The following is a 22,608-nucleotide window of genomic DNA, read 5'->3' as shown; positions in this document are numbered from 1 at the left end:
GGGCGGGGTCGTACGGCACGGGGGGATGGGGCGATGCGAGCGTCATTGCTGTGCCTTTCGTCGGGGTGGGCCTGCCGGGGTGCCGGGGGGAGATCAGAGGCCGAGGATGCGGCGCAGCCAGGAGAACCGCGCGGCGAGCGCAGCCCTGGTCAGTTCGCTGCCCGGTGCGTAGATGTCGAACCCGTGGAAGCCGCCCGACCAGACGTGCAGCTCCGCCTCGCCGCCAACTGCCCAGATCCGGGACGCGTATTCCACGTCCTCATCCCGGAACGGCTCGGCGGCGCCCACCTCCACGAACGCGGGAGGGAGACCGGAGAGGTCGGTGGCGCGGGTGGGGGCCGCGTATTCCGGCGCATCCGGGCTAAATGCCAGCTCGGCGCCGAGGACGCAGTCCCAGGCGAGCAGGTTGGCTTCGCGCGTCCAGGTGCCGACCCCGGAGTACTGGTGGCTCGACACGGTGGTGTTGGTGTTGTCGATCATCGGGCAGAGCAGCAGCTGGCCGGCGATTTCCGGTCCGCGCCGGTCGCGCGCCATCAGCGACACGGCTGCCGAGAACCCTCCTCCCGCGCTGCCGCCCATCACCACGATCCTGTCCGGATCGACGCCCAGTTCGGCGGCGTGCTCCGCCAGCCAGGCGATCCCGGCATAGCAGTCCTCCACGCCGGCGGGGAACGGATCCTCCGGCGCGAGCCGGTACTCCACGTTCACGGCGATCACGCCCAGCTCGGCGACCAGCTCGACCAGCCGCGCGGTCTCCCAGCTGCGGTGGCCGACGATCATGCCGCCGCCGTGGATGTTGTACAAGGCCGGCAGCGCTGCGGCGGTCGCGTCGTGGCCGCGTGGGGTGAGGACGGTGATCTCCAGGTCCGGCGCACCGGCCGGCCCGGGGATGACGAGGTCGACGGCGTCGATCGGAAGGTCGCCGATGACCTCGGCGGCGCTCGGGAACAGGTCGGACGCTCCCTGCCTGCTCAGGTGCAGGGTCTCCCTGCTGAGCGCAGGCTGCGGGTTCTGCGCCAGCGCGTCGAGCACCGGGGCGATCTCGGGGTCGAACGGGACGCGGGGGATGGGGGAGGATGCGGCGGAGGTTGCGGTGCGGTCGTCTTCTGTGATGGTCATGGCTGCTCCTGCTGGTGTGGTGGTGGGGTGGTGTGGTCTTTCGACGCGGTGCCGGGCCCCGGTCAGGGGCCTGCGGGGTCGACGACGCCCTTGTCCGCCCAGAACGGCTCCACCCTGGCGCGCAGCTCCGCCGCGCCGACGCGCTCGACCAGGGCGACGGCATCCAGGTTCTGCTGCACCTGTTCGAGGCGGCTCGCGCCGAACAGCGTCGTCGTGGTGGCCGGGTGGGTGAGCGTGAAGGCGACGGCGAGCTGCGCCGGAGTCGTGCCGAGGTCGTCCGCGACGGCGGCGAACGCCGGGACGTCGGCGACGATGCGCTCCCTGATGGATCCCGGATCGCGGCCCACCTCGCGGCCCGGCGTGACGTTCCCGGCGAGGATGCCGCCCTCCATCACGTCCGACGCCTGCATCGTCAGGCCGTCGGCGAATAGGCGCGCGAACGGTTCCCCATCCGGGATCGACCGGCGGGCGACGCTGTACTTGAGCTGCGCGATCTGCGGGCCGGCGACCCCCTCCGCCGCTGCGATGTCGCTCAGCCTCCGGATGTTCGCCGCAGACCAGTTGTTGACACCCCACGCCCTGATCAGCCCGGCGTCCGCCAGCGCAGCCAGGTCGACGACGAGGTCGCGCAGGTCGATGTCGTCCCGGCGGAGGTCGCCGAGGATCACCAGATCGGCGTACTCGCTGCCCACCCGGAACAGCGCGTGCTCCAGCTGCGGCCGGAAGCCGTCGTCGCCGAACCCCTCCAGCCACAGCTTCTCCGACAGCAGGTAGTCCTCGCGCGGGATGCGCGCCGCGCGGACGATCGCGGAGAACAGCACGTCCGTGAACACGGGCGGCTGCATCCCGCGGAACCCGTACACGCCCACGTCGAACAGGGTGATGCCGTGCTCGACGGCGAATGCCACCATGTCGACGGCGTCGGCGAAATCCATCCTGTCGTAGGTGTGCCACGAGCCGAGCGAGAGAACGGACGCCTCGATGCCGGAGGTGCCGATCGGGCGGCGCGGGAGGGCGGTGGATGTGATGGTGGGCGTGGTGCCGGGGGCTGCGGCGGGTGCCCGTGTCGGTGTCGTGGTCATGGCGTCTCCTTCGTCGTCGTGCTCGGGGTGCTGCTGCGCGCATCCATCGGTCAGCCGATGCGCGGGTCGATGACGGCCTTGATCTCGCCGAGCCCGGCCATCGCGGCCACCTTCTCCGACGCCTCGGCCAGGCCGACCGGTGCGCTGAACAGGTCGTCCCAGGGCAGGCGGTCGGCGAAGCTGCGGAAGAACTCGATCGCGCGGTAGTAGTCGGAGATGTCGCCGTTGAGTGAGCCGACCACCGTCAGCTCCTTGCCCATGATCGTGCTGAGCGCGACGGGGTCTCCCGCCGGTCCAGTGCTGCCGACCACGACGAACGTGCCGCGCTGCGCCGCCATCGCGAGCGCCTCCGGCCCGACGCTCGGTGCTCCGGCGACGTCGACGATCAGGTCGGCGCCCTGCCCGTCGGTGAGGTCGAGCACCCGCTGCACGGTGGCGTCGGAGCCGTCCGCGATGTCGACCACGTGATCGGCGCCGAACCTCCGGGCGACGGCCAGCCGCTCGGCGGGCGCGCCGACGGTGATGACCGTCCCCGCTCCGGACAGCTTCGCGACGGCGGTGGCGAAGATGCCGAGAGCGCCAGACCCCTGCACCACCACGCGCGAACCGGGACGCACCCCGCCCGCCCGGTGGAACGCGCGCATCACGGTCTTCGCCGCGCATCCGGCCATCGCCGCCCAGGTGTCCGTGACCTCGTCCGGGATCAGCAGCTTGGCCGCGCCCGGCGTGACATACGCGTAGTCCGCGAGCCCGGCCGTCGCGTACGGAGGAACGTCGGAGCGCTGCAGGAAGCCGTAGCCGCGCTTCGAGCAGGCGACGGGCTCGCGCAGCACCGTGCAGCCGAAGCACTCGCCGCAGGTGGACTCCGACCAGCCGATCCTGTCGCCGACGCTCAGCGCGCGACCGAGCGCATCCCGGGTGTCGGGGCCGAGCGCGACGACCTCGCCCACCATCTCGTGCCCGAGAACCATCGGCAGCATCCCGGGGAAGCTCATCTTCCCCAACCAGATCTCGATGTCGGTGCCGCAGAGAGTCGCACAGTGGATGCGCACGAGCGCCGCGCCGGGCTCGAGGGTCTCGGGGAGGGGGATGTGCTGCAGGGTGAGCGTCTCGCCGTGCGCCGTGAGGACGGCGGCGCGGGTGGAGGTGGGGGTGCCTGTGTCGGTGCTGGTGCCTGGGTTCGCCATCGAAGTCTCCGTTCCGTTCGACGGATTCCGGTGGCTCCGCTGCGCATCCGGTCGTCGATGTGGGTTATTCTACATACGTTGACCAAAATAGCGAGCCTCTCGAGGAGGAGAAGTGCAGCGACGCGACACCCCAGACCCCAGCGCAGATCTCGTACTGCGCGGCGGGACCGTGCACACCCTCGACCAGGACGACACGACGGGCACGGCCATCGCCATCCGCCACGGCCGCATCCTGCGGGTCGGCGGTGACGCCGAGGTCACCGCATCCATCGGCCGCCGCACCCGCGTGATCGACCTCGACGGCCGCACGGTCATCCCGGGCATCAACGACTCCCACCTGCACGCCACCTGGCTGGGGGCGATGTGGCCGAACACGGTGTTCGGGGCGATGGATGCGGGGGCCGCCGCGCCGCCGCCCGTCGACGGCGACCCGCACGACACCTCCCACTCCGCGCCGCTCCTCACCACCCGCGCCGAGCGGCGCGCCGCCATCCTGCGTGCGGGAGAGCTGATCGCCTCCCTCGGGATCACCAGCTACACCGAGCCGGGCATCGGCCCCGGCGAGGACGGCGGCGCGACCGGCTGCTTCGGCCAGGACGTCTTCGATGCGTACGTCGAACTCGAAGCCGAGCGCCGCCTCACCGCCCGCGTGAACGTGCTCGCCCTGTTCGGCGTGCTCGACGGGCCGAGCACCCTCCGCGACGTGACGACCGGCCTCCGGTCCCTCGAACGCGAGACCACCCGTCCCACCTGGCTGCGCGTCGCCGGGGTCAAACTGTTCGCGGACGGCATCCCGCCCATGCACCAGGCCTGGACACGTCACCGCTACCCGGACGGGACCTCCGGCGGCCTCCTCGTCGCCGGCCTCGACGAGGAGGAGCGGGCGGAGAACCTGCGCAGGATGATCGTCGAAGCCAACCGTCTCGGCTACCAGGTGGGCATCCACGCGACAGGCGACCGCACCATCGACACCGCCATCGCCGCCGTCGAGGACGCCCTCCGCGACAGCAGGGCGGAACTGCGCCACTACATCATCCACGGCGACCTCGTCGGCCCGGGCGAGCTCGCCCGCATGGCCACACTCGGGATGGGCCTCAACGTGCAGCCGGGCATCGCCGTGAAGACCGCATCCTGGCTGGCGGCGGTCCTCGGCGACGACGTCGCCGCCTCCGCATGGCCCATCGGCGAGGCGGCACGCGCCGGGGTGTCCGTCTCGCTCAGCTCCGACGCCCCCATCCTCGCCCCCGACTGGCGTCAGGGCATCGCCGACGCCGACGCCTGGCTCGGCGCCCCGCTGAGCGGACCCACCGCGACCGCCGACCGGATGCGCGCCCTCCTCCGCGGATACACCGTCGCCCCCGCCCGCCAAGACGGCGCAGAGCCCTGGAAGGGCACCCTCGAACCCCGCAAGGTCGCCGACCTCTGCGTGCTCGAAACCGACCCGCTGAACGTGGCGGCATCGGAGCTGCCCACGGTGGGGGTGGAGCTGACCGTGGTGGACGGGGAGCTCGTGTACGAGCGGGAGCCGGTGTATATGCGGTGAGGCGGGCTCGGGGGATCGGGTGCGGTGTGCGCGGTCGCCGCGCCGTGCGCGTTTCCGCTCTAGCCGTGTGTGTCCGCCGCGCCGTGTGCGGTTCCGCTTTAGCGGTGTTCGTGTCCGCCGCGCCGCGCGTAGCTCCGCTCGAACGGAGTTCGCGGCGACGGCCGCGGGCTGTTCCGTTCGGACGGAGACGTGCCTATCGCGCTCGACCCGGTCACCACCCGCGCGACTCGCGCGTTCCCTCTCCGCTCGAACGGAGTTCGTGCCAGGAGGCCGCGCGTATCTCCGCTCGAACGGATACACGCGCGGCGTGTCGGCTGCGTTCTCCTGCGTTGCTGATGCGCGAAGGCTCCCTGGCTCGGGTAGTCGCCCGACCCCGCGACCACACGGGAACGCGGCCCGCCCACGGCGAGCGCAGGGGAACGCGGAGCGGCACATTCAGGCCGCCCAGCGCATCCCGCGTACTTGTCGCACAGCAATGCGTGCACAAGAAGGAACCCGCGGCGGTGCACGCACCCCCTCCTCGCGTATCCCGTGTGCTTGTTGCACGCGCAACGCGTGCACGGGGAGGAACCCGTGGGGGCACACACGCCCCACCCCACCGACCCATACATCCCGCGCCGCCGAACTACCGAACTACACCAGCAGCTGCCCGCCGTCGACCGCCAGACTCGTCCCCGTGATGTGCGCCGCCCCCGGCCCTGCCAGGAACAGCACGGCCGGGGCGATGTCCTCCACGTCCGCGAGTCTTCCCAGGGGGATGCGCGACGACCAGGCCGCGCGCTCGGGCGAGCCTTCCGGCATCCCCAGCTGCAGCATCGGCGTGAGCACCGGGCCGGGGGCGACCGCGTTGACGCGGATGCCGTTTGCGGCGAGTTCGATGGCGGCCCAGCGGGTGATCGAGTCGACGGCCGCCTTGCTGGATTCGTATGCTCCCATGCCCGGTGTCGGCTGGCGGCCGCCGATGGAGGAGATGTTGACGATCGCGCCGCGGGTGCCGGTGGCGGTCATCTGGCGGGCGACGGCCTGGGTGACCGCGAAGGTTCCGAGGATGTTGACGCGCACGATCGCGTCGTAGTCGGCGACGCTGAGGTCGGTGAGGCGTCCGTGCACCGACAGGATGCCCGCGTTGTTGACGAGGACGTCGATGGGTCCGTGGTCGGAGGCGATCTCCTCGATGGCCGCGGCGACCGCCGCCTCGTCGGTGATGTCGAGGGCGATCGCGGAGGCGCCGATCTCGCTCGCCACGCGGGCGACCGTGTCGGCGTCCACGTCGGCGAGGACGACACGGTCGCCGTTGTCGATGAAGGTTTCTGCGATGCCGCGGCCGATGCCGCCGCCTCCACCGGTGATGAGCACAGTGCGGGTTTCGGTCACGGATCTCTCCTTGTCAGGCGTCGCGCCACCACGTCATGGCGTCGAATGCAGTTATATTATACAAACGTAGAAAAAAGCGAAGCTGCTTCAGGAGGCCAGTCGTGTCATTCACCGGAACCGTCCCCACCCGCGCGCTCGGCCCAGGCGGCCCCGAGGTGCCGGTCTTCGCCCTCGGATCCTGGAACACCTGGGACAGGATGGAGTTCGACGACGCCGTCTCGCTCATCCGCAGAGCGCACGAGGTCGGCGCGGCGTTCTTCGACGTGGCGCACTACAACATGGGCCCGCACGCCGAGAACGCGAGAACCGACCTGATCTTCGGCGAGGCGGTCCACGCATCCGGGATCGCACGCGACGACTACCTGCTCTGCGGAAAGCTGTGGTTGTGGGAGTACCCGCACACCACCTTCGCCGACCAGATGCGCACCTCCCTCGACCGCATCGGCGTCGACAAGGCCGACCTGGTGGTGGTCGGCGACTACTTCGGTGAGGTGGATGTGCCTGCGATCGTCACCGACGTGGCCGCCGAGATCGCGGACGGCCGCTTCGACGGCTGGGGCGTGAACAACTGGGCGATCGACGACGTGCGCCTCGCCATCGACTTCGCTCGCGACGAGGGCCTCACCCCGCCCACGTTCGCCCAGCTCAAATACGGCCTGGTGCGCCGCACGATGGCGGAAGGCTCCCACTACGGCGACCTGTTCGCCTCCGGTGCGCTCGCGCTGCAGGCCTCCGACGTGTTCGAGGGCGGCATCCTCGCGGGCAAGCTGTCGCCGTCGCGCAAGATCGGCGCGGATGTCGGCGGCATCCGGGATCGCATCGTCGCCGCATACCCGCGCGTCCAGCAGATCGCGCACGGCCTCGACGCCACCCCGACGCAGCTTGGACTCGCGTTCGTGCTCGCCCACCCCGCGACGGCGAACGTGCTCTTCGGTGTCAGCCGCGCGGAGCAGCTGGAGGACAACCTCGGGGCGCTGGCGCTGCTCGACCGGGTCGGTGCGGAGGGGATTCGCGCGGTCACGGCGGACCTGTGGCTCGACCGCGAGGTCAACGCGGATGGGACGTGGGCGATGCAGGCGTGAGGTGGCGGGATGAGGCTGGCGCAGGGTGAACGCGGACGGAATTTGACCGATGCTGGGGTGAGCGCGCGGATGCGTCACTCGCTCAGGAACGCCACCGCCGCCGCCCGGAACTCGGCACTGTCGAGCGCACCCTGGTGATCGCCGGGCACCCGCACGACGGCCGCGCCGGGCACCGCGGCCACCAGCTGGTCGATCCCACCGGACATCGGGTCCTCCGCCCCCGCCACGAACAGGACGGGCACGTGGGGCGCGCCGGACTCCGGCGCGAACGGCTCGGACCCCAGCCCGGCGATCAGTGCGACCAGGGATGCGGTGTCCGCGCCCGGTGCAGACACCATCGCCGCCATCATCCCGGTGAGCGGGTCGGTAGGGGTGGGTGCCGGGTCGGCACCAGTGGCCGCCAGGTTCCCGTCCACATCCACTCCGGTGAGGCGGCGCAGCGCATCCAGGTCGACGGCGGTGAATGGCTCGAACGGGCTCAAGCCGCCCAGCACCATGCGTCGCACGCGGCCGGTCGTTGCGGCGGGCAGCTCCCACGCGAGCCGCGCGCCGAGCGAGTACGCCACCACATCCACCTGGTCGGCGCCGAGGGCTTCGATCGCGGAGACGATCGCGCCGACCACCGACGTGGTGGTTCCAGATGCGGCATCCGCGACGGCGGGGGAGCGGCCGTGGCCGGGCAGGTCGATGACGTGGGTGGTGCGTCCGGCGTCGGCGAAGGTGCGCGGCCAGCCGGTGGCGGTGAAGTCGTCGTCTCCGCTCGACGCGAAGCCGTGGAGGAGGATCACAGGCGGAAGGTGGTCGGCGGAGGCGGCGGCGACGGTCGTACGGACCGCGAGCGGCCCGTCGATCCCTGCGCCCGCGGCGGGCGTCCCTGGCTCATTCTGCGGTGTCGGCATCCTGGTCTCCTTCGACGGTGAGGTGTTTTTCTATGCTAGTAGAAAATAAACGTCAACGTATGTAGAGTCGTGGCATCTCCACTCAGACATCGCCGTCCGGAGAGGCTCATTCCGGAGCAGACTGCGGCGGCGCCACGACAGAAAGAGCGTGACAAGTGACCTCAACCCGTGCAGCAACGCCCGAGGCGATCGTCGACATCGCGATCGGTTTCATGGGAGCGAAGCAGCTGTTCGCCGCCAGCCGTGTCGGACTGTTCTCCGCCCTCGCGGACGGGCCGCTCGACGTGGCCGGGCTCGCGGCGGCGACCGGCGTCTCCGAGCAGCAGATCCGCATCCTGGCCGACAGCATGGCCGCCCAGGCACTCCTCACCAGGGCAGCCGGACGGTACGCGCTCACCCCCGACGCCGCCGCCTACCTCACCGGCGAGCGCGCCGAGCTGGACCTTGCGCCGTTCCTCGCCTTCCTCAACGCCACCAGCTACAGCCAGTGGCTCGGCTACGACTCGACCGTCGACACCAACGACGCGGGAACGCTCGACCTCGACGACGCCGGCTGGGGTGCGTTCCTCGACGGCGTGATGACGTACAACGAACTGCACGCGGCGATGCTGGTGCAGAACTTCGACTTCACGCCGTACCGCAACGCGCTCGACCTCGGCGGCCTGAGCCCCGCGTTCGCGGCGAAGGCGATGGCGGCGAACCCCGAGCTGCGCACGCGGTTCGTGTTCGACCCGCAGTCCGTGCCGTCCGTGCAGGCGGCGGTCGAGGCGGCCGGGCTGGCCGACCGGTCGGTCGTGGAGGGGGCGGAGACCGCGACGGCGGAGCCGGGCGGGGAGCACGACCTCATCCTCGTCAACCACGTCATCCACCGTTTCGACAACGCCCAGAACCGCGGCATCTTCGAGCACGCCCGTGCCGCCGCCGCGCCGGACGCGACGCTGCTCGTGCTCGACTTCTTCCTCGACGACGACGCGGAGCAGCGCAAGATCGACGCCCTGCACGCGGGGGAGTACTACAACATCGACGGAACGGTGGTCTACCCGGAGAGCGTCGTCCGCGACTGGCTCACGGCCGCCGGATGGACCCCGCGCGGCACGGTCGCGCTGCCGGGCAGCCCGCGCATCCTGATCGCCGACGCCGCCTGACCAGGCGAGCGGACAGTGGATGCGCGGGTGGCGCGGCCGGGCACGTTCCGGCCGCGCCACCCGCGCGCACACCACACCCCGATACCCTGAAGCGGTGACCGGGCAGCTGCGAGAACTCCACGCCGGCGTGCACGCCCTGCGCGTCCCGATGCACCCCGGCGGGCTGCCGTACAGCCTCTGCTACCTCATCGAGGACGCCGACGGCCGCATCCACATCGTCGACCCCGGCACGGCTGGCAGCGACAACCTCGCCGCCCTCGACGCCGCCCTGCGCAGCATCGGGCACGGGATGCACTCTGTCGCGTCCGTCATCGCCACGCACCTGCATCCCGACCACCTCGGGCTCGCGTTCGAGGTGAGTGCGGTGTCAGGCGCGCCCATCGTGCTGCACGAGCGGGAACGGGATGCGCTGCTCGCGCCACCCGCGCCCGCTCCCGACCCCGCCGCGCAACTTGAGGCGTGGGGCGTGCCGGAGCAGCGGCGTCCCGAACTGCTCGCCGCGGCGGGCAGACCCGCAGCGGCGACGACGCTTCCCGACGGGGCCGCGGACCGGATCGCCGGGGTGCGGGACGGCGACATCCTCGCGATCCCCGGCAGGAACATCCGGGTGCTGTGGACGCCCGGCCACACCGCAGGCCACCTCTGCCTCGACGACGCCGGGCTCGGGATGGTCTACACCGGCGACCACGTGCTGCCGACGGTCAACCCGGGGATCGGGCTCGGCCCGGGCTTCACCGGGAACCCGATCGCCGACTACCTGGATTCGCTGGAACGCGTCGCGGCGCTGGGCGAACGCGAGGTGGCGCCAGGACACGAGGACGTGTTCACCGGGCTGGCGGAGCGCTGCGCGGAACTGTCGCGGCACCAGCTGCGGCGCACCCAGGAGGTCGCCGCAGGGCTCGCATCCGGAACCGCCGCCGCGGAGGAGCAGACCGTGTGGGAGCTGGCGCGCACGCTCACCTGGACGAGCGGCTGGGACGGCCTCTCCGGCTTCACCCTGCTGTCCGCTCTCACCCAGACCGGGATGCACGCCGCGTTCGCGCGATCACCGGAAGGGCGCGACCACCTCAGGCGGTGGTGATCCGTTCGAAGAACGCGTCCAGCTGCGCCTCCAGCAGTGCCGGGGTGGAGAGGTGCGGGGCGATCAGGCTCATCACGTTGGCTCCGACGTTGATCAGGACGATCTCGTCGACGAGCTGCTCGTCGGGGGTGGAGGTGACGATGTCGCCGGCCGCCCTGCCCTGCTCGATGTACGTGCGCAGGCCGCCGCGCCAGCTGGTGAGGTGGGAGAGGTACGCCTGGTGGAGGTCGTCGTTCGACATCGCCCGCTCCCAGAAGCTGAGCAGGACGCGGCCGGCGACGATGGCCTCTTCGGTGAGCGGGGCGGAGGCGTAGACGATCGCGCGGAGGGCTTCGAGGCCGGTCGCGTCGCCGACAGCGCTGGCCACGCCCTCGCTCATCATGCCGAGGGCGCGGTCGTACGTGCCTTGAATGATCTCGTCCTTGCCGGGGAAGTAGTGCTTCAATGCCCCGTTGGCGAAGCCGGCCTCGCTGGCGATCTCCCGCATCGTCGCAGCTTCCAGTCCGCCTTTGACGATCAGCGCCCAGGTGACGTCGATGATGTCAGAGCGCCGCTGATCGTGGTCGATCACCTTGGGCATACGTCTCCCCTCGAAACGCGCTGGGACTCGGCCACGATGGTGTGGCCGGCATCGACAGCCGCGTAGTCAACAAGTGTAGGGTAACCGCTCCGCCCGGCACCGGAGGACGCGTCACTCCCGCGAGAACACCTGCTCACCCTCGAAAAACGTCTGCAGCACCCTGATGCTGTGCAGCTCGTGCTCCTGCACCGCGAACGGGTCGCGGTCGAGCACGACGAAGTCGGCGGACTTTCCGGGTTCGAGGGAGCCCGTCACGTCCCCGAGGCCCATCGCCGTCGCGCCGTTCACGGTGAACACTTCGATGGCCTCCGGCAGCGTGATGGCCTGTTCGATCCCGAGCACGCCGCTGCGCTGCCCGGACGGATCCGCCCTCGTGATCAGCCCCTCGATGCCCTCCCAGGCGTTCGGGGTCTCGCTCACCGGCCAGTCGGACCCTCCGGCGACCAGGGCGCCCGAGTCGATCAGGGACCGGTTCGGCTGCAGCCCGGCGACCTCCTCGGCCGGCCGCACGGTGCTGAGGGCGTCGGCGATCACGCCGGGGAACCACAGGAACGGCGAGATGTCCGCCGACACCCCCAGCTGCGCGAAGCGCGGCAGGTCGCTCTCGGCGATGAACTGCCCGTGGGCGATCTGGTAGAGCGGAGCGGTGTGGCCTTCCGCGCGGACCGTCTCGACCGCATCCAGGACCATCCGGACGGCGGCGTCTCCCGAGCAGTGGATCTTGGCCGAGATGCCCTGGGCGGCGGTGCGTCGCAGCCATCCGAGCAGCTCGTCGGCGGGCATCGTGGTGGTGCCGTGGAAGTGGGCGCCGTGGGCGTCGGACGGAAGATACGGTTCGAGGAACGCGCCGCTGTGCGCAGGCGGCGTTCCGTCGAGGAAGATCTTGATGAAGTCGGGGCGGTGGTGCTCGCCCGTCAGTTCCGCGCGGTGTGCGATGAGCGCGTCTCCCAGCTCGGCGTATCCGAAGATCTGGTCGTTGACGGTCATCGAGGAGACGACCCACGCGCTCAGCGCGCCACGGTCGTCGAGCGCCTTGAGCGCCCGCATCTGGTCGAGCGAGATCGCCGCATCCTGGAACGCGGTGATGCCGTAGGAGTGCACGATCTCGATGGCGCGCGCGGACGCCTGCTCCTGCTGGGCGGCGTTGAGCGCGACGGCGGGCTGCGCCACCTCTTCGACGAGCAGGCCGGCCGCTTCGAGCAGCACGCCGCTCGGCTCTCCGGTCTCCGGGTCGCGCACGATCACGCCGCGATCCGGATCCGGCGTGGATGCGTCGATCCCGGCCAGCTCCAGGGCCCGCGAGCTCACCCACCTGTTGTGATGGCTGTCGTCGGTGAGGAGCACGGGACGGCCCCCTGCCGCGTCGTCGAGCCCGCGCCGCGCCCGGGCGTGCCCGAGCTGGTCGAGGAGTCCCGTGCCCCAGCTGCTGCCCACGATCCACTCGTCCGGACCGCGGGTCGCGGCGTATGCCCGCACCGCGTCGAGGATCTGGTCGTAGCTCGCGCCGTTCGAGAAGGTGAGCTCGAACAGTTCCGCCCGTCCGGCGTGGGCGTGGTGGTTGTGCACGTCGACGAGGCCGGGCATCACGAACGCGTCTGCCGCATCGAACACCCGCGTCTCCGGCCCGCGCAGGCCGGACAGCTCCGCCGCCGAACCGACGGCGACGATCCGGCCGCCGCGCACGGCGAACGCCTCCGCCCGCGAGCGATCGGCGTCCACGGTGTACACGGTGGCGTTCGTGACCAGGAGGTCGGCCGCGCCCTCGCCGACGGTGCTCATCGCGCGGTGTCCGCTCCGGCATCCTGAGCGGGAGCGGTCGCCGCGGGAGCAGCCACCGCGGGATCGTACGGGTCCGGATGCACGGTGTTGCTCAACAGCCGCCCGTACGCCCCGAACGTGAAGTGCGTCGGCACGGTGCCGGACTCGTCCAGCCCGAACAGCACGCCGTGCGACCGGATGGCGCGCACGTTGCGGTGGTCGGCGATGGTCACCGACGCGCACGGGATGACCTTCTCGCGCCAGGTGAACACGTAGATGCCGGGGCGGATCTCCCAGACCGAGTTCTCGTCGGTGTCGGCGAGACCCTTCTCCGGTCCGGCCAGGCACTGCCACGAGTACCACTGCGGGCTCAGGTAGACGTGCTCGTACGCGTGCTCGCTGCTGTACACCCACATCACGCGGCGGCCGATCAGCGCGGTGGTCGGCGCCGGTTCCGCTCCGGCGGTCTCGACACTCTCGATGAGCGACGGCACGAACAGCTGACGCACCGCGGTGTTCCCGGGGAACTGGTCTCCGATGGCCTGGATGATCGACAGCGCCCGGCCGTTCGTCAGGTCGATGACGAGCGACACGGCCTCGTCGGGCTTGTGCTGGTGGTGGAACTGCGCGAAGTACAGCCCGGTGTCGACCCCGAACGCCTCGTACGGGTCCGTGCCGGAGGACGCGGCGATCGGATCCCCGTCTCCCGGCTGGTACGCCCACTCGACGCTGTCCGCGCCGAAGCGGTGCACGATCCTGGTGCCGCGCTCGTCGACGAGCGCGACGGTGCGCCCGGCGAGGTCGGCGGTCGGCTCCGCCTTGTTCGCGTCGAAGCCGGGGGCCAGCCCGTCCAGCGGGAGCCAGGTGGAGGTGTCAGACAGGGTGGAAGCGCTCATGTGATGTCTCCGTTCGGTGAGGGGTGGTGCAGAGGGATGCCGTCAGGTGGTCAGTGCTCGCAGCGGCACTCGCCGCCGCCGTGTTCGCCGCTGTCGCCGCCCGCGCAGCAGGACGACGCGGCAGCGCCATCCGGCAGGTCGAGCGCCGGGTTGCGGTCGAGGAAGCCGTACGGCTTGAACAGGAAGCCGGAGTAGTCGACCGGCATGATCGGCCAGTCCTCCGGGCGCGGGATGTGCGTCGGACCGAAGACGTGCCAGAGCACGATGTCCGTGTCTTCGAGCGAGCGGTCGGCGGCGGTCCAGGCGGGGAGGCCCGCCCCTCCGGCGTGCGCGTTGGGGTAGTCGCCGGCCGGGAAGCGCTCCGCCGGATCGAACGCCGTCGCCCACAGGTGCTTGGTGGCGAACGTCGCGCGCCCGAACACGGTCGATTCCGGCTGCGCCATCAGCGTCGCCCCCGGCTGCGGCACGAGGTGGTACGCCGTCGGCTTGCCGACCAGGTTGCGCCTGTCGGAGCTGGTGACCTCCCACACCCGCGACGATGCGGTGTTTGCCAGGCGTCCTGCCTCCCGTTCGCTGCGGATGGGCGTGGTGGTCCAGGTGAACGCGTTGCCGTACGGGTTGTCCTCGCCGATCGGGATGCCGACCACGTCGACCTCCGCGAGCGAGTTGCGCTCCCCGTCGATCGCCACGTCGAGCCGCGCGCAGAACAGGTGCTGGTGCACGGGAGCGAACAGTCCTGGCGCGATCTCGGTCGCGTGCGGGTCGTCGGAGCCCGGGATGCCGGCTCCCGCGAAGACGATGCCCGTCGCCTTCGCCTCCACCTGGATGGTGCCGTCGAGGTAGAAGTACCAGAAGAAGCCGTAGTCGTAGTTGCCGATGGTGGAGAAGTACGACACGACCAGGCGGCGGGAGCGCCGCACCTCCGCTTTGCCGGTGAGGTCGGTGTGCTTCCAGAGCACGCCGTAGTCCTCCTCGTGCATACACACCACCTGGGGGATGGTGACCGGGTTTCCGTGGTCGTCGGCGACCACGCCGTCGAAGTAGTGGATGACGCCGAGGCAGTCGCAGCCGAGGGTCAGGCTGTTGGCGTTCTTGCCGAGCAGGTACTCGCCGGCGTCGAAGTAGCTGATCCAGAACCGGGTGGGCGTCGTGTCGCCGTACGGCACGACCATCTCGGGAACGGACGCACGAGAGAGCACCGGCCGGTCTTCGTCGCCGTCGCGGAACGTGACCTGGTTCAGCACCAGGCCCTCGCGCGCGTTGAAGCCGACCCGGAACTTCCAGTTCTCCCACTCGACCGCCTGGCCGTCCACGTGGAAGCTCGGCCCTTCCGGCTGCGTGATCTCGATCGGCTTCAGCGAGGTGCGGGCCGGTCCGACCGTCGCTGCGTCGTAGTTGCCGTCCATCGCGGGCACGGGGACGTCGCCCTCGTCCTCGACCCGGATCACCGTGCCGGCAGTGAGGTCGATGTGCACGATCAGCCCCTCCACCGGATGCGACCACGGCGAGTCGTCGATGCTCGATCGCAGGAACGTCAGCGACCGGATGGCGCGCCTGCCCACTTCGTCCGCCCGGTTGAAGTGCCCGGGCGCGAGAGGAGCGCAGAACGCCAGCTCCATGCGGTCGGCCAGCCCGCGACGCGTCATGGCCGCCTGCCACTCCGGAGACGCCTTGGCGATCCGCTCGGCCGCCTCGTACTCCTCGAAGAGGTATTGCGGCTGCCCGTACGGCGCGGCGCCCGTCGACAGCGGGGTGTGGCTCACGAGTTCCGAAGTGGTGAGGGAGACGACAGCCTCCGCCGACTGCCCGGTGGCGGTGTCCAGCAGCACGAACAGGATGCGCCGCTCGATCGCATCCCCTGGCCGGAAGGAGGCGACGGCTTCCTTGGCGGGCTCGACGGGGAGCACGGAGGGGAACCGCGTGCCGGGCCCGATGAGCCCCGCTGCGTCGAGGATGTCGCGACCGCGCGCGAGCTCGGCGGCCGTCAGCGAATCGAGGGGATGCGCGACCGTGGTCGGGGCGGTCGTTGTGCTGGTGTGGTGGTGCGCGGACATGGACATCCTTCTGCTGGTGGTCTGTTCAGTATCGAAGCCGTACTCCATCCTGGGGAATGCGCATCGGCGCGATGTGCCTGTTGAGTCAAGTTGTGTGCAGTTGGAGCCAAGCCCGATCTGTGGAGGAAGCGGCAGCATCGCTGATAGCCGTGGCGAATCCTGTGCCGCGCCGACCGAGGAGTACCCCGTGACTTCCACAGATCAGGCAGACAACGCCGTCGCCGCCACCACGCCGTCCGCGCACCGGCGGCGCCTCGGCGTCCCCGCCGTCACGTTGATGATCATCGCGGCGTCCGCGCCGCTCACCGTGCTCGCCGGCGGCGTCACCACCACGTTCGCGGTCACCGGCGTCACGGGGGTGCCGCTCTCGTTCCTCATCCTGGGCGTGACGCTCGCGATCTTCGCGGTCGGCTACGCGGCGATGAGCCGCTTCGTCACCAACGCAGGCGCCTTCTACTCCTACGTCGCCCGCGGCATCTCCCGCCCGGCCGGCGTCGGCGTCTCGATCGTCGCGCTGGTCTCGTACAACGCCATGCAGATCGGCGTGTACGGCCTGTTCGGCTTCCAGGTCTCCTCCCTCCTGAACGCGAAGTTCGGCTGGGACGTGCCGTGGTGGGTGCCGATCCTCGTCTGCATCGCACTCATCGCCGTCCTCGGCGTCAACAGGGTGGACCTGTCCGCGAAGGTGCTCGGCGTGCTGGTCGCCCTCGAGTTCGTGGTGGTCATCGTCTACGACGTCGCAGCGTTCATCGTCGCCCCGGAGGGCGTCAGCGCCGAGGCGCTCAGCCCGTCGAGCCTGTTCGTCACCGGCATCGGCGCCGTGTTCGCCTTCGGCATCGCAGCATTCATGGGCTTCGAGTCCGCCGCCATCTACGGCGAGGAGTCGAAGGACCCGAAGCGCACGGTCGCGCGGGCCACTTATACCGCCGTCGGCATCATCGCGCTGTTCTACGCCCTCTCGTCCTGGGCGATGACGGTCGGCTCCGGCCCGAGCAAGGTCATCGCGGACGCCACCAAGCAGGGCCCCGACCTCATCTTCACCTTCCTCTCCACCAACGTCGGCGTCGTGGTCAGCGACATCGCCCAGCTGCTCTTCGTCACCAGCCTGTTCGCCTCCCTGGTCAGCTTCCACAACGCCGTCGCGCGCTACTTCTTCTCGCTCGGCCGCGAGGGCGTCCTGCCCCGCTGGCTGTCCAGGGTGCGCGCCAGCAGCGGAGCCCCGTGGGCAGGCTCGGTGACGCAGACGGCGCTCGCCGTGGTGGTGATCGCCGTGTTCGCCATCGCGAGCGTCGGCTGGGTGCCGCCGGAGGGTGCTCCGGCCGCGCTGTTCCCGGTGTTGACGCTGTTCTCCTGGCTGACCAACAGCGGGGCGATGGGCCTCGTGCTGTTGATGGCGGTGGTGTCGGTGGCCGTGATCGGCTTCTTCCGCCGCGACCAGCACGGCGTCGGGGTCTGGCAGCGGCTGGTCGCCCCCGTGGTCTCCGGCGTCGCCCTGCTCGTGGTGTTCGTGCTCATCCTGGTCAACTTCAATGTGCTGCTCACCAGCAACCCGACCGCCCCGGCCACCGCGACCACGTTCATCCTGCCCGCCGTGGTGATCGTGCCCGGCATCCTCGGGATCGTCTGGGGAGCGATCCTGAAGCGACGCAACCCACGCGTATACGCGCAGATCGGCCACGGCACAGAGGAGACGGGCGCTCCCGAACTGGTGCCGGAGGACTGATGGAGCTGGCACTCGCCGGCCGCGGCGTCATCGTGACGGGCTCGGCCAGCGGCATCGGCCGGGCGTGCGCGCTGGCGTTCGCCGCCGAGGGCGCGCGGGTGGCGCTGCTGGACCGGGATGCGCGGGGGCTGGCCGCCGTCGGCGACGAGCTGCGCGCATCCGGAGCGGTCGGCGCTGTCGGAGCGGTCGGCGCCGTCGAGGCAGTCGAGTTCGTGGTGGACGTCACCGACGAGTCCTCCGTGGCCTCGGCCGTCGCGGCCGCGGCGGATGCCCTCGGCACCGTGGATGCGGTGGTCGCCTGCGCGGGGATCTCCGGCCCGTTCGGTACCCGAGTCGACGACATCGCACTGGCGGACTGGAACGCGGTGCTCGCCGTCAACGTCACCGGACCGTTCCTCGTGGTCAAACACGCGCTCCCGTGGTTGCGGCTCTCCGACACGCCGTCCGTGGTGCTGCTCGCGTCGGACTCCAGCTTCGTCGCGGCTCCCGGGATGGTGCCGTACAACGCGTCGAAAGGCGCCGTGCTGCAGTTGATGCGTGCGCTGTCCATCGACCTCGCCGCCGATGGCGTGCGGGTCAACGCCGTCTGTCCGTCGATCGTGGACACTCCGATGGCGCGCGCCGATCTGGGCGTCGAGCCCGGGGGCTTCGCGGAGGCGGATTTCCCCGTGCAGAGCCCGGACGAGGTCGCCAGACACGTGCTGTACCTCGCGTCGCCGGCATCGAGGCCGGTCAACGGGCACGCCCTGGTCTCCGACTTCGGCTACCTGGCGCGATCGTCCTTCCCGGCGTGATCGCCGACGTCACCCACAAAAGAAAGCAGGCAGCCGTGCCCGTGAGCCGAGCATCCATCGACGGCAAGGTCGTCGTCATCACCGGGGGAGGCACCGGCATCGGCGCCGCGACCGCCCGCCGCTATGCGGCCGAGGGTGCGCACGTCGTGCTGGTCGGCCGCCGTCGCGGGCCGCTCGATGCCGTCGCCGCGGAGACCGGTGGGCTCGCGATCGTCGCGGACGCCAGCGTGCGCGAGGAGGCGGAGGCCGCCGTGCGCCAGGTCGTCACCGAGCTGGGACGCATCGACGTGGTCGTGGCCAACGCCGGAGGGCACGGGCTCGGCACCGTGGACGAGACGGACGACGCCGCGTGGGAGCTGTCCTTCCGCACCAACGTGACGACGGCGTTCGTGCTCGCCCGGGCGGCCTTGCCGCAGCTGGTCGAGTCGCACGGGCAGATCGTGGTGGTGTCGTCGCTCGCCGGGCTCTTCGCAGGCCCTGGCGTTGCCGGATACACGGTCGGCAAGCACGCGCTGATCGGGCTGACCCGGTCTCTCGCCCGCGACTACGGCCGGTTCGGGGTGCGCGTGAACGCGGTCTGCCCCGGCTGGGTGCAGACGCCGATGGCCGACGAGGAGATGGACGACTTCGCCCGCGCATCCGGACTGGCGAGCCGCGAGGAGGGCTACCGCATCGTGACGGCCGCCGTCCCGCTCGCGCGCCCGGCCCAGCCGGAGGAGATCGCCTCCGTCATCCGCTTCCTCGGCTCCGCCGAATCCTCGTACATCACGGGCGCCACCATCGTCGCCGACGGCGGCGCCCACATCGTCGACGTCCCCACCATCCCCCTCGACGCCTGACCCTGGGCCGCCCCCAAAAAACCGAGTCCGGACTTATTCACGCGACACGCCGGGTGGAGGCGTGAATAAGTTCGGACTCGATTATCTGGGAGCGCGGGTCAGCCGCCGAGGTAGGCGCGGTGGAGGATCTCGGGGGAGGCCTGCAGGGTGCCGGCATCGCCCGCGTACGTGACGCGGCCGCCGGCGACGACGAGCGCGTCGGTCGCGACGCCCAGCGCCAGGTGCGTGAACTGCTCGACGAGCAGCACACCCACCCCGGATTCGCTGAACTGCTTGATCATCGGCAGCAGCCGCATGAACACCACGGGCGCGAGCCCGAGCGACATCTCATCGATCAGCAGGAACCGCGGCTTCGACGCGAACGCCCGCGCCAGCACCACCATCTGCTGCTCGCCGCCGGACAGCAGCCCGGATGCGCTCGTCCGCCGCTTCTCCAGCTCGGGGAACTGCGCGAGCGCCTCGTCGACGCCCTCCTGCGTGCCTGCGGTGAGCCGGATGTTCTCCTGCACCGTCAGCGACGGGAAGATGGCGCGCCCCTGCTCGATGTGCACGATGCCGCGCCGGGCGCGCTGCACCCGGGAGAGTCGCGCGATCGAGTCGCCGTCGACGCTGATCGTGCCGCCGCTCGGAGACACGATCCCCGAGATGGCTTCGAGCAGGCTCGTCTTCCCGGCGCCGTTCGGCCCGACCAGCGCCGTGATCCTGCCTGGCTCGACGCGCAGGCTCACCTCGCTGATCACCGGTCCTGCTCCGCGGCTGACCGTGACCGCATCCAGCACCAGCTCGTTGTCCGCGTTCACAGCATCTCCGTTTCACCCATGTACGCCTTCACGACGGCGGGGTCGGCGAGCACCTCCGCCTGCGGACCGCTGGCGAGCACCTCGCCGAAGTCGAGCACCGTGAGGCTCGAGCAGACGGAGCGCACCAGGTCGAGGTCGTGCTCGATCAGCACGATGGACATCCCGAACCGGGCGGGCGCCTGCAGCAGGCGTGCTCCGAGTTCGAGGTGCTCCTCGTGCGACAGTCCGGCCGCCGGCTCGTCCAGGATCAGGATGCGCGGACGGGCGAGCACGTTGGCCGCCACCTCCACGAGCCGCCTGGTGCCCACATCCACGTTCTGCAGGCGGGTGCGGGCGGTGGGGCAGCCGAAGAACGCGAGCGTCTCGTCGAGCTCGGCCGTGCTGAGGCGGCGGCGGGCGACGAAGCGGACGTACGCGTCGACCGTGAGCGTCGGCGGAACCCTGTCCTGCTGGAAGGTGCGGCGGAGGCCGAGCCGGGCGCGCGCCGTGGCGGACAGCCCGCGCAGGTCGCGGCCGTCGAGGCTGACCCGTCCGGTGTGCTGCGGCAGGAAGCCGGTCACGGCATCCACGAACGTGGACTTGCCCGCGCCGTTCGGGCCGATGAGTCCCATGATCGTGTTCTCCGGCACCACCAGGCTCACGCCGTTCAGCGCCTTCACCTGCCCGAAGGCCACGCCGAGGTCCTCGACCACCAGCACGGGCGCTGCGGCCGGGTCCGGCGCGGGCGGCTGGGCGGGGGAGGGCACAGCATCCCGCACCGCGTCCGCGTCCGACAGTGGGGCGGCCACCTCCAGAGGACGCCGCGCCGCCTGCCGCTTCCACCAGGCGTTCCGGATGCTCTGCCCCAGGTTCGACCCGCTGGTCAGCGCCTGCACGCCGAGCACACCGAAGATCACGAAGCCCCAGTCCTGCGGGATGCCCCAGCGCTTCAGCAGCTCCGGCACGGCGATCCAGACGATGCCGCCGAAGATCGCCATGTCGATCAGGTACGCGCCGGACATGATCGCCAGCACGTACAGCGCGAGCGACTGGATGGGCGTGAAGCTGCTCGCGAACGGCAGCCCCACCTGCCCGGCGATCAGGCCGCCGCTCACCCCGCCGAGGGTGGCGCTCACGGCGAAGGCGGTGAGCTTGGAGCTGCGCACGCTCGCTCCGACAGAGGCCGTGCCCCGCTCGGAGAACGCGACGGACTTCCAGCTGGACCCCCAGCGGCCGTTCTGCAGGAAGTACACCGCGATGCCGCAGACCACCAGCACGAGCACGCTGAAGAAGAAGTACGAGCGGTCGTCGCTGAACGCGTCGGGCCGGAGCACCGAGATGCCGTCCGTCGAGCCGGGGAACTGGATCTGCACCAGCGTCACGTCGGCCGCTGCGGCGAAGCCGAGCGTGACCACCGCGAGGTTGACCCCGCGCAGCCGGAGGGCCGGCAGGCCGACGAGCACGCCGACCACCCCGGCGGCCAGGCCGCCGACGATGAGCCAGACGATGAACCCGCCCGGGGCGTTCAGCACGTTGAGCAGCGAGACGATCCACGCTCCCACCGCGGCGAACGTCAGCTGGCAGAGCGCGATCATCCCGGCGCTGCCGGTGACGATGCCGAGCCCGAGGATCGCGATGGCGGCGACGACGGCGCTCACCGCGAGGAAGACGAAGTAGCCGGAGAGCGAGACGCTGAGCGCGTATCCGGCGCCCAGGCCGACGGCTCCGACGATGAACGGCAGGGCGATCCGTGCCGCGGGGGTGCCGCTAACGCGCCGCATCCCACACCTCCTTGCGCTGCGTCCACAGCAGGAATCCGATGATGAACAGGAACGGCAGGAAGTTCCGGATGAACGACACCTCGTCGATCTGCGCCACCAGGCCGCTGAGCAGCCCGAGCACGAGGCCGCCGATCACGGCGAGGTCGAGCCGTTTGAACGCGCCGAGCAGCGCGGCCGCCGACGCCGGCACGATGAGCATCGACAGGCTGGTCGCGTCGTTCGACTGCGACGGGGCGACGATGATGATGACCAGGGCGGAGATGAGGCCGGTGACCGCCCACACTGCGACACTCAACGGCTTGGCCGGGATGCCGATCAGCTCGGCCGTCGTCGGCCGTTCAGACAGGGCGCGCAGCTTGGTGCCGATCGAGGTGCGCGTGAGCACCAGCCGGCAGGCCACGGCGACGACGACGGCGAGCACGACGGTCGCGACCGTCACCTGGCTGACGACCACGCCGCCGATCGAGAACGCCGGGCCGGAGAGGATCGGGCTGAACGGCTGCGGCTTGTTGCCGAACAGGATGAACGACAGCGAGATGAGCAGCAGCAGCGGCCCCACCGTCACCGCCGAGCGCGTCGTGGTGTCCGCCTCCGGCAGCCAGGTGGCGATGATCAGTCCGATCAGCGCGCTGAGCGCCCCGCCGATGAGCACACCCACCAGCGAGCCGAGCCAGATCGGCCAGCCGCCGTGACTCACCAGCCACACGGCGACGAATCCGCCGAACATCCCGGTCGCGGCCTGGGAGAAGTTGACCACCCGCACCAGGCGGGACATCAGGGTGAGGCACACCGCGAGCACGGCGTACAGTCCACCGGCGGCGAGGCCGGCGAGGGCGCCCTGCAGCATCCGGGGCTCCTTTCCGAAACAGTGGATGCGGGGCTCGCCTCCGCC

The 22,608-nt window shown here is 70.8% G+C and carries 19 protein-coding genes; 7 read left to right on the top strand and 12 right to left on the bottom strand.

Features of this window, described 5'->3' with window-relative positions; genetic code table 11:
• Nucleotides 1-93 precede the first annotated feature (93 nt).
• From B7438_RS17520 to B7438_RS17510, 3 genes are all read right to left on the bottom strand, one after another.
• Nucleotides 94-1,119, bottom strand: coding sequence for an alpha/beta hydrolase (locus B7438_RS17520; protein WP_085370967.1), 1,026 nt, complete (start codon nt 1,117-1,119; stop codon nt 94-96).
• A 62-nt stretch (nt 1,120-1,181) separates the two neighbouring features.
• Nucleotides 1,182-2,201, bottom strand: a complete 1,020-nt coding sequence (locus tag B7438_RS17515; RefSeq protein WP_085370966.1) for an aldo/keto reductase — start codon at nt 2,199-2,201, stop codon at nt 1,182-1,184.
• Nucleotides 2,202-2,251: 50 nt separating this feature from the next.
• The gene (locus tag B7438_RS17510; RefSeq protein ID WP_085370965.1) at nt 2,252-3,388 is read right to left on the bottom strand and encodes a zinc-binding dehydrogenase; all 1,137 of its coding nucleotides are present in this window, start codon (nt 3,386-3,388) and stop codon (nt 2,252-2,254) included.
• A gap of 112 nt (nt 3,389-3,500) precedes the next feature.
• On the opposite strand from B7438_RS17510, the gene B7438_RS17505 reads away from it, so the two are divergent.
• Complete coding sequence (locus B7438_RS17505) at nt 3,501-4,931, top strand: amidohydrolase (RefSeq protein WP_085370964.1); 1,431 nt, start codon at nt 3,501-3,503, stop codon at nt 4,929-4,931.
• A 633-nt stretch (nt 4,932-5,564) separates the two neighbouring features.
• On the opposite strand, the gene B7438_RS17500 is transcribed toward B7438_RS17505, so the two are convergent.
• Nucleotides 5,565-6,305, bottom strand: coding sequence for an SDR family NAD(P)-dependent oxidoreductase (locus B7438_RS17500; RefSeq protein WP_085370963.1), 741 nt, complete (start codon nt 6,303-6,305; stop codon nt 5,565-5,567).
• 101 nt (nt 6,306-6,406) lie between these two features.
• Between B7438_RS17500 and B7438_RS17495 the strand changes: the two genes are divergently transcribed.
• Complete coding sequence (locus B7438_RS17495; protein WP_218775185.1) at nt 6,407-7,387, top strand: aldo/keto reductase; 981 nt, start codon at nt 6,407-6,409, stop codon at nt 7,385-7,387.
• 74 nt (nt 7,388-7,461) lie between these two features.
• Here the strand turns inward: B7438_RS17495 and B7438_RS17490 are convergent, their stop codons facing one another.
• Nucleotides 7,462-8,286 (bottom strand): alpha/beta fold hydrolase, encoded by an 825-nt coding sequence (locus B7438_RS17490; RefSeq protein WP_085370961.1) that lies wholly within the window; start codon nt 8,284-8,286, stop codon nt 7,462-7,464.
• Between the two features lie 155 nt (nt 8,287-8,441).
• Between B7438_RS17490 and B7438_RS17485 the strand changes: the two genes are divergently transcribed.
• Both B7438_RS17485 and B7438_RS17480 read left to right on the top strand, forming a co-directional pair.
• On the top strand, nt 8,442-9,431 hold the full coding sequence (locus B7438_RS17485) for a methyltransferase dimerization domain-containing protein (protein WP_256922108.1): 990 nt from the start codon (nt 8,442-8,444) through the stop codon (nt 9,429-9,431).
• A gap of 94 nt (nt 9,432-9,525) precedes the next feature.
• Nucleotides 9,526-10,512 carry an MBL fold metallo-hydrolase gene (locus B7438_RS17480; RefSeq protein WP_256922107.1) on the top strand — a complete coding sequence of 329 codons (987 nt, stop codon included), beginning with the start codon at nt 9,526-9,528 and terminating at the stop codon, nt 10,510-10,512.
• Here B7438_RS17480 and B7438_RS17475 read toward each other — a convergent pair.
• The 4 genes from B7438_RS17475 to B7438_RS17460 form a co-directional block, all read right to left on the bottom strand.
• Complete coding sequence (locus B7438_RS17475; protein WP_085370959.1) at nt 10,499-11,092, bottom strand: TetR/AcrR family transcriptional regulator; 594 nt, start codon at nt 11,090-11,092, stop codon at nt 10,499-10,501. The two genes, B7438_RS17480 and B7438_RS17475, sit on opposite strands and share 14 nt — an antisense overlap.
• A 111-nt stretch (nt 11,093-11,203) precedes the next feature.
• On the bottom strand, nt 11,204-12,871 hold the full coding sequence (locus B7438_RS17470; RefSeq protein ID WP_085370958.1) for an amidohydrolase: 1,668 nt from the start codon (nt 12,869-12,871) through the stop codon (nt 11,204-11,206).
• A complete protein-coding gene (locus B7438_RS17465; RefSeq protein WP_085370957.1) occupies nt 12,868-13,746 on the bottom strand; it encodes a molybdenum cofactor biosynthesis F family protein in 879 nt (292 codons plus the stop codon). Before B7438_RS17465 ends, B7438_RS17470 begins: the two co-directional genes overlap by 4 nt.
• A 50-nt stretch (nt 13,747-13,796) precedes the next feature.
• A complete protein-coding gene (locus B7438_RS17460; protein WP_085370956.1) occupies nt 13,797-15,800 on the bottom strand; it encodes a primary-amine oxidase in 2,004 nt (667 codons plus the stop codon).
• A 187-nt stretch (nt 15,801-15,987) separates the two neighbouring features.
• Here B7438_RS17460 and B7438_RS17455 point away from each other — a divergent pair, with 187 nt between their 5' ends.
• Genes B7438_RS17455 through B7438_RS17445 form a run of 3 tightly spaced genes read left to right on the top strand, consistent with a single transcriptional unit; the run spans nt 15,988 to nt 19,156 of the window.
• Entirely contained in the window at nt 15,988-17,523 is a 1,536-nt protein-coding gene (locus B7438_RS17455; protein WP_256922105.1) for an APC family permease, read from the top strand.
• Nucleotides 17,523-18,317 carry an SDR family NAD(P)-dependent oxidoreductase gene (locus tag B7438_RS17450; protein WP_085370955.1) on the top strand — a complete coding sequence of 265 codons (795 nt, stop codon included), beginning with the start codon at nt 17,523-17,525 and terminating at the stop codon, nt 18,315-18,317. Before B7438_RS17455 ends, B7438_RS17450 begins: the two co-directional genes overlap by 1 nt.
• 35 nt (nt 18,318-18,352) lie before the next feature.
• Nucleotides 18,353-19,156, top strand: coding sequence for an SDR family NAD(P)-dependent oxidoreductase (locus B7438_RS17445; RefSeq protein ID WP_256922104.1), 804 nt, complete (start codon nt 18,353-18,355; stop codon nt 19,154-19,156).
• A gap of 98 nt (nt 19,157-19,254) precedes the next feature.
• Here the strand turns inward: B7438_RS17445 and B7438_RS17440 are convergent, their stop codons facing one another.
• The 3 genes from B7438_RS17440 to B7438_RS17430 are packed head-to-tail and all read right to left on the bottom strand — an operon-like array spanning nt 19,255 to nt 22,563.
• The gene (locus tag B7438_RS17440; RefSeq protein WP_085370954.1) at nt 19,255-19,956 is read right to left on the bottom strand and encodes an ABC transporter ATP-binding protein; all 702 of its coding nucleotides are present in this window, start codon (nt 19,954-19,956) and stop codon (nt 19,255-19,257) included.
• A complete protein-coding gene (locus tag B7438_RS17435; RefSeq protein ID WP_085370953.1) occupies nt 19,953-21,716 on the bottom strand; it encodes an ATP-binding cassette domain-containing protein in 1,764 nt (587 codons plus the stop codon). The genes B7438_RS17440 and B7438_RS17435 overlap by 4 nt, the downstream gene beginning before the upstream one ends.
• On the bottom strand, nt 21,703-22,563 hold the full coding sequence (locus tag B7438_RS17430) for a branched-chain amino acid ABC transporter permease (protein WP_085370952.1): 861 nt from the start codon (nt 22,561-22,563) through the stop codon (nt 21,703-21,705). The genes B7438_RS17435 and B7438_RS17430 overlap by 14 nt, the downstream gene beginning before the upstream one ends.
• Between the last annotated feature and the right edge of the window lie 45 nt (nt 22,564-22,608).

Source organism: Leifsonia sp. NCR5 (genome assembly GCF_002105485.1).
Taxonomy (GTDB): Bacteria; Actinomycetota; Actinomycetes; order Actinomycetales; family Microbacteriaceae; genus Leifsonia.
The sequence above is the reverse complement of the archived record's forward strand: the minus strand, read 5'-3'. Positions and strand labels throughout refer to the sequence as shown.